This window comes from Maricaulis sp., from assembly GCF_034670125.1.
Lineage (GTDB): Bacteria > Pseudomonadota > Alphaproteobacteria > Caulobacterales > Maricaulaceae > Maricaulis.
The window spans coordinates 192135-204714 of record NZ_JAXMOC010000004.1; the positions used below are offsets into that span (position 1 = coordinate 192135).

Annotated in this window: 13 protein-coding genes; 12 read left to right on the forward strand and 1 reads right to left on the reverse strand. The window is 63.4% G+C overall.

What is annotated here, in order from left to right:
* Window positions 1-62 precede the first annotated feature (62 nt).
* From VOI18_RS09555 to VOI18_RS09590, 8 genes are all read left to right on the forward strand, one after another.
* Window positions 63-278 carry a DUF2007 domain-containing protein gene (locus tag VOI18_RS09555; RefSeq protein WP_323762177.1) on the forward strand — a complete coding sequence of 72 codons (216 nt, stop codon included), beginning with the start codon at window positions 63-65 and terminating at the stop codon, window positions 276-278.
* Window positions 275-1003, forward strand: a complete 729-nt coding sequence (locus VOI18_RS09560; protein ID WP_323762178.1) for a tRNA1(Val) (adenine(37)-N6)-methyltransferase — start codon at window positions 275-277, stop codon at window positions 1001-1003. The genes VOI18_RS09555 and VOI18_RS09560 overlap by 4 nt, the downstream gene beginning before the upstream one ends.
* Window positions 1000-1176: a hypothetical protein gene (locus VOI18_RS09565; protein ID WP_323762179.1), complete on the forward strand. Its 177-nt coding sequence runs from the start codon at window positions 1000-1002 to the stop codon at window positions 1174-1176. Before VOI18_RS09560 ends, VOI18_RS09565 begins: the two co-directional genes overlap by 4 nt.
* Window positions 1177-1246: 70 nt before the next feature.
* Window positions 1247-2137, forward strand: a complete 891-nt coding sequence (locus tag VOI18_RS09570) for a glycine--tRNA ligase subunit alpha (RefSeq protein WP_323762180.1) — start codon at window positions 1247-1249, stop codon at window positions 2135-2137.
* Window positions 2138-2360: 223 nt separating this feature from the next.
* Window positions 2361-2819, forward strand: coding sequence for a GFA family protein (locus tag VOI18_RS09575; protein ID WP_323762181.1), 459 nt, complete (start codon window positions 2361-2363; stop codon window positions 2817-2819).
* 24 nt (window positions 2820-2843) lie between these two features.
* Complete coding sequence (gene glyS / locus VOI18_RS09580; protein WP_323762182.1) at window positions 2844-4940, forward strand: glycine--tRNA ligase subunit beta; 2097 nt, start codon at window positions 2844-2846, stop codon at window positions 4938-4940.
* A gap of 221 nt (window positions 4941-5161) precedes the next feature.
* Entirely contained in the window at window positions 5162-7834 is a 2673-nt protein-coding gene (gene ppdK / locus VOI18_RS09585) for a pyruvate, phosphate dikinase (protein ID WP_323762183.1), read from the forward strand.
* Window positions 7835-8058: 224 nt separating this feature from the next.
* Window positions 8059-8826 carry a cell wall hydrolase gene (locus tag VOI18_RS09590; RefSeq protein WP_323762184.1) on the forward strand — a complete coding sequence of 256 codons (768 nt, stop codon included), beginning with the start codon at window positions 8059-8061 and terminating at the stop codon, window positions 8824-8826.
* Between the two features lie 38 nt (window positions 8827-8864).
* Here the strand turns inward: VOI18_RS09590 and VOI18_RS09595 are convergent, their stop codons facing one another.
* The gene (locus VOI18_RS09595; RefSeq protein ID WP_323762185.1) at window positions 8865-9491 is read right to left on the reverse strand and encodes a glutathione S-transferase family protein; all 627 of its coding nucleotides are present in this window, start codon (window positions 9489-9491) and stop codon (window positions 8865-8867) included.
* 192 nt (window positions 9492-9683) lie between these two features.
* Here VOI18_RS09595 and VOI18_RS09600 point away from each other — a divergent pair, with 192 nt between their 5' ends.
* The 4 genes from VOI18_RS09600 (at window position 9684) to csgH (ending at window position 12544) form a co-directional block, all read left to right on the forward strand.
* The gene (locus VOI18_RS09600; RefSeq protein WP_323762186.1) at window positions 9684-10577 is read left to right on the forward strand and encodes a hypothetical protein; all 894 of its coding nucleotides are present in this window, start codon (window positions 9684-9686) and stop codon (window positions 10575-10577) included.
* Window positions 10578-10686: 109 nt separating this feature from the next.
* Window positions 10687-11355 carry a hypothetical protein gene (locus VOI18_RS09605; RefSeq protein WP_323762187.1) on the forward strand — a complete coding sequence of 223 codons (669 nt, stop codon included), beginning with the start codon at window positions 10687-10689 and terminating at the stop codon, window positions 11353-11355.
* Window positions 11356-11570: 215 nt separating this feature from the next.
* Entirely contained in the window at window positions 11571-12083 is a 513-nt protein-coding gene (locus VOI18_RS09610) for a curlin-associated protein (protein WP_323762188.1), read from the forward strand.
* 71 nt (window positions 12084-12154) lie between these two features.
* On the forward strand, window positions 12155-12544 hold the full coding sequence (gene csgH / locus VOI18_RS09615; RefSeq protein WP_323762189.1) for a curli-like amyloid fiber formation chaperone CsgH: 390 nt from the start codon (window positions 12155-12157) through the stop codon (window positions 12542-12544).
* The last annotated feature ends 36 nt before the right edge of the window (window positions 12545-12580 follow it).

A 12580-nucleotide genomic window follows, 5' to 3' on the forward strand; every position in this document is an offset into this window, starting at 1 on the left:
AGGTCCGGCGGGCGACCCCGACCGGTCCCATCAACGGCAATCAGCGCGGAGGCGTGTCCCAAGTGAAAGAAGTCCTGCGGACCAATGACCCGGTCAAACTCTCCTACGCCCAGTCGCTGCTGCGCGACGCCGATATTGAACCGATTGTCCTCGATCAGGGCATGTCATCGATGTATGGCGGCGGACTGCCGATGATCCGAGCGCGCATTATGGTGGTTGATGAGGATGCCTGGCGGGCGGAGCAATTGCTCGCGGATCTGCGCGAGGAGGACGCGTGAGTACCACGCTCGACCGCCTGCTGGATGGCCGGGTCGTCCTGCGGCAGGGCCGGGACGGGTATCGCGCGGGCATGGATGCCGGCCTGTTGGCTGCCGCGCTGGATGCCGATGGCGGTGAAACACTGGCTGAATTTGGCTGCGGTGCCGGCGCCGCGCTGTTGTGCGCGGCCTGGCGTCTGGATGGGGCGAACCTTGTCGGCGTTGAACGTGATCCCGCTGCGGCGGGCCTGGCCGGCGAGAATGCCGCAGCCAACGGCATGGCGGCCCGGGTGCGGGTCCAGAATGCCGACATCACCCAGTTGGGAACCTCGTTGAAGGTCGACCAGGTGTTCTTCAATCCGCCCTTCTTCGACGACCCGTCGGCGCTTCGTGCGCCGAAAGACGAAAAGCGCGCCGCCTGGCTGACCGGCGATGTGCCCTTTGCCGACTGGGTGCGCTGTGCCGCACGGGCGCTGAAGGCCAAGGGCCGGTTGACCCTGATCCATCGCGCCGACCGGCTGGCGGATATCCTGACTGCGCTCGACCGTTCCTTTGGCTCGGTGGTGATCAAGCCGGTCCATCCGCGGGCCGGTGAGGCGGCCAAACGGGTCATCGTGCGCGCGACCGTTGGCGGCAAATCGCCGCTGGTCCTGCTGGCCCCGCTGATCCTGCATGAGGGCGAGGGGCATTCCACGGAGGCGGACGCGATTTTACGCGGCAAGGCCGGCGTGGAGATGGCGCCATGATCCTGACATGCCTGCTCGTGCTGCTCGCTGTCATCCTGTGGCTGGCCTTTGCCGGTCGCGGCCGCAGGAAGCGGGACAATGCCGCCGAGGCGGCCCGACGCGCGGTTGAGGCCCGCTTTGAGCCGCGCGAGCCGGATGCTGCGTCGCACAAAGACGAGGACTCGCGTGCTTGATCAGGCGGACTGACTTGCCTAATGTCCGCGCGATTTCTTGATCTCGATTTATCCAGCGGGAATTAATGCCATGACGGTCGAAAAAGCGCCCTCCTTCCAGGAGCTGATCCTCCGTCTGCAGGCCTATTGGGCGAGCAAGGGGTGCGCCATCCTGCAGCCCTATGACGTCGAGGTCGGCGCCGGCACGCTGCATCCGGCGACCACGCTGCGCTCGCTTGGTCCGCGTCCCTGGAAAGCGGCCTACGTCCAGCCCTCGCGCCGTCCCGGCGATGGCCGCTATGGCGAGAACCCCAACCGGCTGCAGCACTACTACCAGTTCCAGGTCCTCCTCAAGCCGTGCCCGGCTGACCTGCAGGACCTCTATCTCGGCTCGCTCGACGCCATTGGCATCGACCGCGACCTGCATGATGTCCGCTTTGTCGAGGACGACTGGGAAAACCCGACCGTCGGTGCCTGGGGCCTGGGCTGGGAGGTCTGGTGTGATGGCATGGAAGTCAGCCAGTTCACCTATTTCCAGCAGGTTGGCGGTCTTGATGTCGATCTTGTCTCCGGCGAGCTGACCTACGGGCTCGAACGCCTGGCGATGTATGTCCAGGGCGTCGAGAACGTCTACGACCTCGACTTCAATGGCGCCGGCATGAGCTATGGCGATGTCTTCCTGGAAGCCGAGAAACAGTATTCGGAATTCAATTTCGAGCATGCCGATGTCGACATGCTGATCGAATGGTTTAAGGGCGCGGAAAACCAGTGCATGGCGCTGCTCAATCTCGACAAGCCGCTGCCACTGCCAGCTTATGATTTCTGCCTGAAAGCCTCCCACCTCTTCAACCTGGTCGACGCCCGCGGCGCCATCTCCGTCGCCGAACGCGCCAGCTGGATCGCGCGGGTGCGGGAACTCGCCAAGGGCTGTGCGGATGCCTGGGTGAAAAGTGAGCGCGCGCTGGTGGAGGCTGACGCGTGATTTGGCCGATCAAATCGCTTGTCATCCCGGCCGGATGCCCTGCGACAGCGGGGCGCAGAGCCGGGACCTACACGCGCGCGGCCCGGCAGAACGCACCGCAGGCTTTCGCGGCCATGCGACAGGGATCGAGCTACTGGGTCCCGGATCTTCGCCCGGCTCAGGGGCGGGCGTCCGTCCGGGATGACAAGGTGAATTTGGCCGCAAGCGGCAAGAGGGCCACACCATGAAACTCCCCCTTCGCGGTGGCTGCCAGTGCGGCGCGGTTCGCTATGAGATCAGCGAAAACCCGCTGACGCTCTATGCCTGCCATTGCACCACCTGCCAGCAGCAGACCTCATCCGCTTTCGGCCTGTCCATGCTGGTGCCGCGGGACGGGTTCAAATATCTCAAGGGCGGCGTGGCGGCCTTCTCGATTCCGACCGACAGCAAGTCGAAAAAGCTCGGCCATTTCTGCGGTGATTGTGGCACGCGCATCGCCCATGACACGGCGGGCAAGCCGGCCCTGTCGCTGAAAGCCGGTACGCTGGACGATCGCGCCAAGCTGCAGCCGGTCGGTCATATCTGGGTCAAATCAGCCCAGGACTGGATGATTTTCGATAAAGACGCGCTGATTTATGACGGCGCCCCCGATGACGGCTATTTCGCGTTGATGCAGCGCTATGCCGACCAGGAATACGCCTGACGGCGGAAATGAAAGCCCGACACGATGTCTGAACTCCTGTTTGAAATCTTCTGCGAGGAAATCCCGGCCCGCATGCAACCGCGCGCCGAGGCCGACCTGGAAAAACTGCTGGGCGACCGGCTCAAGGCGGCGGGTCTGGGGTGGACCTCGCTGAAGACCTTTGCCGGTGCGCGTCGCCTCGGCCTCGTGATCGACGGCCTGCCGGTCAAAACCGCCGATGTCAGCGAAGAGCGCAAGGGCCCGCGCGTCGGCGCGCCGGACAAGGCGGTTGAAGGTTTTCTGCGCGGGGCGGGCGTGGCGTCGCTGGACCAGTGCGAAAAGCGCGAGGACAAGAAGGGCGAATTCTGGGTCGCCCGGATCGAGAAGCCCGGCCGGGCCACGACCGAGGTGATTGCCGAGGCGATCCCCGACATGATGAAAGCCTTCCCCTGGCCCAAGTCGATGAAATTCGGCGAGGGCGAAAAGGCCCAGCGCTGGGTCCGTCCGATCCAGCGGCTGGTGTGCGTGTTTGATGGCGATGTTGTGCCGGTTGACGTGTTCGGCATCACGGCGTCGAATGTCACCGAAGGTCATCGCCGCATGGGGCGTGGGCCGTTCACGGTGTCGGATTTCGCCGGATATAAGTCAGTGCTGGAAGGCGAGGGGCATGTCCTGCTGGACCGCGCCAACCGCGAGGCACTGATCCTGGAAGGCGCACGCAAGGTCTGTGTCGATGCCGGGTTCGAACTGGTCGAAGATACCGGTCTGCTGACCGAGGTCGCCGGCCTGGTGGAATGGCCTGTGCCGGTGCTGGGTGAGATGGATCCGGACTTCCTCGACCTGCCGCCGGAAGTCATCACCCTGACCATGAAGACGCACCAGAAATACTTCGCGGTGCGTGACCCGAAGGCCGGTCAGCTGGTCTCCAAATTCGTCACCATCGCCAATCAGGTCGCGCCCGACGGCGGTGTCGCCATCGCCGCCGGCAATGCCCGCGTCCTCTCGGCCCGCCTGTCCGATGCTCGCCATTTCTGGGACAATGATCGCAAGACGCCGCTCTCGGACATGGCCGCGCAGCTGTCGAAAGTGACCTTCCACGAGAAGCTGGGCACGGTGGCCGACAAGGTCGAACGTGTCGCCGCCCTGGCCCGTGAACTGGCCCCGGTCGTCGGTGCCGATCCGGACCTGGCCGAGAAGGCCGCCCGCCTCGCCAAGGCCGATCTCGTTTCCGAAATGGTCTACGAATTCCCCGAGCTGCAGGGCGCGATGGGGCGGTATTATGCGCTCGATCAGGGCGAGGACCGGGCTGTCGCGGATGCGATCAAGGATCACTACAAGCCGCAGGGTCCGTCTGATGAAGTCCCGACTGCGCCGGTCTCGGCGGCCGTCGCACTGGCCGACAAGCTGGATACGCTGGTTGGCTTCTGGGCGATTGATGAGAAACCGACCGGGTCGAAAGACCCGTTTGCGCTGCGCCGAGCTGCGTTGGGGGTTATTCGGGCGCTGTTGGATGGCGGAATTCGCATCCCACTGAAACGTGCTATCCAGAAGGCTGATTTTGCCTTGGCCGAGTATGCGAATGCAGGCGGCGGATTCAAAGGAGGTAGTTTCGAAGACTTTGGTTCCGACCTCCTCGCCTTCTTCGCCGACCGCCTCAAAGTCCATCTCCGCGACGACGGCATCCGCCACGATGTCATCGACGCCGTCTTCGCACTCGGCGATGACGACCTCGTTCGCGTCACCCACAAGGCCCGCGCGCTGCAGGCCTTCCTCGATACCGAGGATGGTGCGGCGCTGTTGGCGGGGAACAAGCGGGCTTCGAACATTCTGGCCAAGTCGGAGGATGATCTGTCCGGTGAGCCGGATGCGGATTATCTCGCAAACGCTCCCGAAGTGGCCGAGCGTGCGCTGATCGCGGCGCTGGGGGCGGCAGGACCGGCAGCCACCAAGGCGCTGGCGGATGAGGATTTCGCCGCTGCCATGACGGCCCTCGCATCCCTCCGTGCACCAATCGATGCATTTTTCGAGCAAGTGACCGTCAATACCGACGACGACGCGTTGCGTCGCAACCGTCTTCTTTTATTGTCCGCCATTCGGACGGCCATTCGCGCCGTCGCCGATTTCGACAAGATCTCAGGCTAGGCTGGATGTATCGATGGCAGGCATGGTCGTCCCGACACACCCTCCCTCTCCCCGGGGAGAGGGATCAAGGGAGAGGGGGGAGACACCGCCATTGCCAGGATGTGTTGCCAGCGGGATTGTCCCCTCATCCGCCTATCAGGCACCTTCTCCCGGGGGAGAAGGCCGGCTTGCCCGCACATTCGCCGCACCAGGCCAGACTTTGACTTCCGGAGTTCGATAGCATGACTGCAGATACCAAGTGGGTTTACGCTTTTGGCGGTGGTGACAGTGAAGGTGAAGCCGGCATGCGCGAGCTGCTCGGTGGCAAGGGTGCCAACCTGGCCGAGATGGCCAAGCTGGGACTGCCGGTCCCGCCGGGTTTCACGCTCACCACCCAGGTCTGCACGGCGTTTTATGACAATGACCAGGCCTATCCCGACACGCTGAACGGCCAGGTCGAGGCGGCGCTGACCAAGCTTGAGGGCGCGGTCGGCAAGTCCTTTGGCGATCCGTCCAACCCGTTGCTGGTCTCGGTCCGTTCGGGCGCCCGTGCCTCGATGCCGGGCATGATGGATACGGTTCTGAACCTCGGCCTCAATGACCAGACCGCCGAAGGCCTGGCCAAGCTGTCCGGCGATCGCCGTTTTGCCTATGACAGCTATCGCCGCTTCATCCAGATGTATTCGGACGTTGTTCTGGGTGTTGATCACAGCGTGTTCGAGGACATCCTGGACGGTTTCAAGGACGATAATGACTATTCGCTCGATACCGAGCTGAGCGCCGACGACTGGGTCAATATCGTTGCCGAGTACAAGGCCGCCGCCGCGCGCGAGCTGGGCCGCGACTTCCCCGCCGATCCGCGCGAGCAGTTGTGGGGTGCCATCGGTGCTGTTTTCGGCTCGTGGATGACGGATCGCGCCAAGACCTATCGCCGCCTGCACGACATTCCGGCCAGCTGGGGCACGGCGGTCAATGTCCAGGCCATGGTGTTCGGCAACATGGGCGAGACCTCGGCCACTGGTGTCGCCTTCACCCGCGACCCATCGACCGGTGATACCGGCTATTACGGCGAGTACCTGGTCAACGCCCAAGGCGAGGACGTGGTCGCCGGCATCCGTACGCCGCAATGCCTGACCGAGGCGATGCGCGAAAAGATGGGCGACGACAATCCGTCGATGGAAAAGGCGATGCCGGAGAGTTATGCCGAGCTGGCCGCCGTCTTCGACAAGCTGGAACGCCATTATACCGACATGCAGGACATTGAGTTCACGGTCGAGCGAGGCCGCCTGTGGATGCTGCAGACCCGCAATGGCAAGCGCACCGCCAAGGCAGCGCTGAAGATTGCCGTCGACATGGCGTCCGAAGGCCTGATCTCGACCGATGAGGCGGTGATGCGGGTCGACCCGGCGCAGCTGGACCAGCTCCTTCACCCGACCCTGGATCCCAAGGCCGAGCGCGATGTGCTGACATCGGGTCTGCCAGCTTCACCCGGCGCCGCTTCCGGCACGGTGGTGTTCGACAGTGACGAGGCCGAGGAGCTGGCCAAGACGGGTCAGAAGGTCATCCTCGTGCGTATCGAAACCTCGCCGGAAGACATTCACGGCATGCACGCCGCTGAAGGCATCATCACCGCCCGTGGCGGGATGACCTCGCACGCCGCCGTGGTGGCGCGGGGCATGGGCCGTCCCTGCGTGTCCGGGGCCGGTCAGATCAAGATCGACTATGCCGCCAAGCAGTTCGCGGTCGGTCGTCGCATCGTCAAGCATGGCGAGATGGTGACAATCGATGGCGCCTCGGGTCAGGTCCTGATGGGCGAAGCGAAGATGATCAAGCCGGAACTGACCGGTGATTTCGGCAAGCTGATGGTCTGGGCCGACAAGGCCCGCCGGATGAAAATCCGCACCAATGCCGAGACGCCGGCGGATTGCGAAACGGCCGTCGAGTTCGGCGCAGAAGGTATCGGCCTTTGCCGCACCGAGCACATGTTCTTCGATGCCGACCGGATCGCCGCCGTGCGCGAGATGATCCTGTCGAACGACCAGGATGGCCGTGTCACGGCGCTCGACAAGATCCTGCCGATGCAGCGCGATGATTTCGCGCAAATTTTCCGCATCATGGGCGAGCGTCCCTGCACGATCCGCCTCCTGGATCCGCCGCTGCACGAATTCCTGCCGCACACCGAAGAAGACGTGAAAGACGTTGCCACCGCCACCGGCTTGCCGGCCGACCAGCTGATGGCGCGGGCGCGTGACCTGGCGGAAAGCAATCCGATGCTGGGCCATCGCGGTTGCCGTCTGGGCATTACCTATCCGGAAATCTACGAGATGCAGGCGCGGGCGATTTTCGAGGCCCAGGTCGCGGTCGAGAAGGAAACCGGTTTCCAGCCCCTGGCCGAAGTCATGATCCCGCTGGTCGCGGCACCTGCCGAACTGGCCATCCTCAAGGCGCGCGTCGCCGGCGTTGCCAAGGCCGTGGCCGAGGAAAGCGGTGGCAAGCCGAAATACCTGATCGGCACCATGATCGAACTGCCGCGCGCGGCCCTGATGGCCGGGCTGATCGCCGAGGATGCCGAGTTCTTCTCTTTCGGCACCAATGATCTCACCCAGACCACCTTCGGCCTGTCGCGCGACGACGCCGGCAAGTTCCTCAGCGAGTATATCGAGGCGGGAATCTTCGAGAAGGACCCCTTCGTCACACTGGATCGCGATGGTGTCGGCGACCTGGTTCGAATCGCCGCCGAACGCGGTCGGACGACCCGTCCGGACCTCAAGCTGGGCATTTGCGGCGAGCATGGCGGCGACCCGTTATCGATCGATTTCTGCGAGGAAACCGGCCTCGATTATGTGTCCTGTTCGCCATACCGCGTGCCGATTGCGCGCTTGGCAGCGGCCCAGGCCCGCTTGCGTCGTCAGTAGCATCCGATTGGAATCATGCATGAAAAACTCGCCCCTCTTGGCAGGGGCGAGTATTTTCTTATTTGTAACCAAGCGCGCGTCTTGACCGTAAAGGTGGCCTCACATAGAGAGGCGCGCTCGTTTCACGAAGGATTCAGGTCCGGCGGGTCATGATAATCTCGTCGCTGAACGGCATGATTCGTGAGAGGCCGAACTTGACGTTGGACAGGAAATACGGAGACCGAATGGATCTCGACGCGGCACGTAGCCAGCAAAAGCAGGTAGCGACAGCATTGCACATGCTGGCGACCCTGGTGCTGTGCGCGCTCACCGTCCTGCTCCTGAATTCTGCGTCTGACCGGGCCCGTGAACAGGACGAGACCCTGATCTGGCAGGCCATGGCCTCGCGCTATCTTCAGGCCGGCGATGTCGATGCGGCCTGGCAAGCGCCGGATCAGTTGCGTATTGCCTCGCTGCTGCTGCAGGCCGACAGCGATGCCGGCGTGGTGCTCACCGCCCGCCCGCTCGATGATTTGCGCACCTTTGACAGCTCCCATTTCGAGAACGCAGCCGGTATCAGCGCGCAGGTCGATTGCTTGGCCCAGGCCATTTATTACGAAGCCCGCAGCGAGGGTTTTGTCGGTCAGCTGGCCGTCGCCCAGGTTATCATGAACCGGGTCGACAGCACGCACTATCCCAACTCGATCTGTGGTGTTGTCTTTGAAGGCGCCGAGCGCCGCACCGGTTGCCAGTTCAGCTTTACCTGTGACGGGTCGATGGAACGCCAGGCCCGTGGTCGCGCCTGGCGCCGGTCGCAACTGGTGGCCCAGCATGCCTATATGGGCTTTGGCCGCGACGTCACCCGCCGCGCCACGCACTACCACACGGTGGCGGTCGATCCGTACTGGAACGATAATCTGGTCCGGACGCGTCGCATCGGCACGCACATCTTCTATCGTTTCGCCACGCGCCGCGAACGCGCGGCCGGCATTGTGCGCGAGCGCGACGCGTAGCCGTTGCTGATGGTCGGGTTTCGTTCGACCTTTATTCCTTACACCGCGTCCAGTTCGGCCGGCAGAGCGTCAGCGAACGCCTTCAACTCGCACAGCCGGGCATACCAGGCCTTGATGCGGCCACCGGTCGGGCGCCAGCCTGCGAGGCCGAGCTGAGTGATGTTCGAGCCCAAGACCAGGTCGGCGATGCTTGGCCCGGGTGTGCCGGCGATCCAGTTAGCATCCGCGAGCACCGAATCTATCAGCGGAACCAGCTCGGTCATCACGGTCTTGCCGCGCTCGATCGCGTCCAGGTCGCGATCGGCGGGTGGGGCAAATACCGAGTTGAAAACTATGTCCGCTACAGCCGGTGCCATGCGTGACTGGCCCCAGTCCGTCCATTGATCGACTATGGCGCGATGCGCCAGCTCCGTCGGGTACCAATCGTCGAGCCGGTGGCGATTGCACAGATATCGCAGGATGGCAGTGGATTCGTGGAGAACCAGGTCGCCATCGATGAGCGTCGGAACCTGATGATTGGGGTTGATAGCGAGGTAGGCATCAGACATGTGCTCGCCCTTTTCCAGCGCCACCAGGCGTGGCTGATAGGGCAGGCGACAGGCGTCCAGCAGCGCGACAACCCGGCGCGAATGCTGTGAGTAGGGATGGAAATAGAGCGTGTACATGGCGGGGCTCCGCAAGGCAGGCCGCCCAGCGCGGCCTGTTCGGTGAATGTTCTACGCCAGGGCTCCTGACAGCCTTGTGGCAGGAGTGATCGCGCTGCATCACGCTTGGCCTCGCCAAATTCATTGTTAATGTGTTGTTTCTAGTCTGCGTGTTCTGACCGAGTGCTTTTCTTGAGTTCCCGTGGAGACCGCATGGCGATCGCGCAATCCGGCAACACCCCTGACCGACTTTGGCTGTGCATGGCCGACAGCAACCGTACGCGGATTTTGTCGCGCGCGCTGGCCAAGGGCTTGGGCATGACCGTCTATTTGGGCCCGACCATGGACCAAGAGGGTCCGGTTGCGATCATCGTTGCCGATGATGCCCATGCGAGCCGGATCGCCGAAGCACGGACCAATGCTGCGCCCCGGCAGCGTTCCTTGCTGGTGACCGCCCGAACACGCCGCGCCGGTGCCGATATATTCCTCGATCATGATGCGGATGCCGGGACAGTCGCCAATGCGATCGAGGCGCTGAGTCGCTATCGTGCCAACGAGATGTTGATACCGGCCGACGCCGGCATCGGTCTGGGCGCCACACAATCACTCGAAACCGGCGAGTTTTCGATCCAGACCCGGGAACAAGCCAGCGATGTCGCCATCCTGCTGGCGCGGGCAACGCCAAGGCCCTGTGCAACAGCGGTCGGACTTTATGTCCTGCTCGCCAACGCGATCGAACACGGCAATCTGGGCTTTGATGCAACCGAGAAAGCCAAGGGATTGGCCGAGGGCAATTGGACCCGAAAACTCGCCAAGCGCATGGCCGAGGCAGAGTTTGAAAACCGGCGGGTCCGTCTGCGCTTCCAGCGCGGTGGCCGGATCCTGTCCTTCATCATCCAGGATGACGGCGACGGGATCGACGCGGACACGGCTGAAATGGCAGACCCGTCCCGGGCCGGCTATCGCGGCAAGGGGATCAAGTTGGCCAAGTCGATGGGCTTCGGTCAGGTCAATTATCTGGGCGTTGGCAATACGGTCGAGGCGGCGATCCTGTTGCCACAGGTCGTCGAGGCCGGGCAGGCGGCACGGGCGGCTGTCGCGCGTTGACGCGGTCCGCCGGAATGAACCGCATCTGAACCGGCCACTCAGGCAAGCCTCATCGTCGCCGCGCTAGTGTCAGCTCCACAACGGAAATTCATCCGGAAGGGAGCCGCACATGATCCGCCTCAAAGCCTTTGCCAGCATGCTCGCCCTGGGCGCCGCCATGGCGACCGCCCTGCCGGTCGCCGCGCAGGCGCAGAACCGCAACGGGATTGACCTTCAGCCAGGTCGCGATTGTGGTATCCAGGTCTATCTTTCCAATTCCGCCGGCATGGCCGTTCCAAAGGCCGATGTCGCCCTGAACGGATCCTATGTGTTCCGCCTCTACCAGGCGATCCCGACGAGCGATCTCAACCTGGCCCTCAGCGGGCGTTTCAGCAGCGATGGTGTTCGTGACACGGCGCTCGCACGTAACAATTTCGCCCTCGGATATGTCGTTCCGGGAGGATATCGCGGCATGGACGAGATCCGTGATGCCGAACTCGGCCAGGACGCCATGTTGCTGGGCTCGCTTCAAGTCTATGACCAGGCCGGCCGGCTGACCTGCTCGACGCAGCAGGTGGATGTCTATCCGATGAGCCTGTTCACCTTCAGCCGGCCGGTCGTTCGCCAGAACCGCAACCGTATCGCCGTTTCCGGTCCGACGCCGGCCGAACAGGCGCAGGCACGAAACGCAGCGTCGAACGCGAATCGCGCAGCCGCGCCGGCCGGGGGCAGACGCCTGACTGCTGCCCAGTGCGCCCGCCTTCGTGCCGCTCGGCCAGCCCAGTGTTCCTACGACTGACACGGACTTTTTTCTGCCCCTCGACTGGCCCGCCCTGCTTGCAGCGGCGGGCCTTTTTCTTGGGAGGTCCGGCAACATGAACAAAACCGACCGGACCATTCATCTACCTGTTCCGACAATGAATACCCCTCTCAGCATTCGCTCATCACCGCCTCGTTAAACCAGAGTCAGGCTTCGATGCATCGGGCGTCGGCCACCACAAACGGAGTAGTCACATGAAGACCCGCTTTCTCATCGCCAGCGCCCTCGCGGCAGTTTCCATCCTCGGCACGGTCGGTGCCGCAGAAGCCCAGTCGCGCAATCGCGTCTCGGTTGCCCAGCAGGGCTATCAGAACGACATCGCCGGCCGCCAGTCGGGATATCGCCAGAGCATGGTGATCAACCAGCGCGGTGAGCGCCAGTATGTCACCGTCATCCAGGACGGTGCCCGCAACGGCACCACGGTCGGCCAGAACGGTCGCTACAATGAGGCTCATGTCGACCAGTATGGCCGCAACAACGACGCAGTGGTCGGCCAGCAGGGCCGCAACAATTACGCGTCGAACATCCAGACCGGCAATCGCAACATTGTTGGCGTGTCCCAGATGGGCCGCAACAACACCGCGGTGACCAACCAGTATGGCAACAACAACGCCGCTGGTGTGATCCAGGTCGGTAACGGCAATTCCGCCAACCTTCGCCAGTCCGGTTCTGGCAACGTGACCCTGATCATCCAGGGCGACCACTAGGACGACCCCGCCTGGCGCAGCGGCACCACGCCGCTGCGCCGACCGGGCCGCCCCCAGCCAAGGAGGCTGACATGGGTATGAAGTTGATTTCCCTGAGTTCTCTGGCGGCATTTGCCAGTATCTGGTTCGCCGTTGAGGTTGACGAAGCTCCGTCCGAAGCAAGGATCGCCCAACTCGGGTCCGGTCCGGCCTGCGGGATAGACCTCACCGAGACCGTTGACGGTCTGGTTGTGACCGCGTGGAGCGCGCCGGATGCCGGTGCCAGCTGGGACATGATCATCACCCAGCGTACGGGCGGTGGCTCGTTCGACATCTACCAGGCCGGCGAGATTGGCGGGCGCGGTGACGCGGCTGTCATCCTGTCTGACATAACCCTGGACATGGAGACCGATTTCAATGCCCGGCTCTCCACCTGGAGCCCGCAAGGCGAGCTGCTTTGCCGTTGGGGGCAGAGTGCCTGACAGGCGATCGGCTGTTCGGCCTGGCCGGGCAGGTGA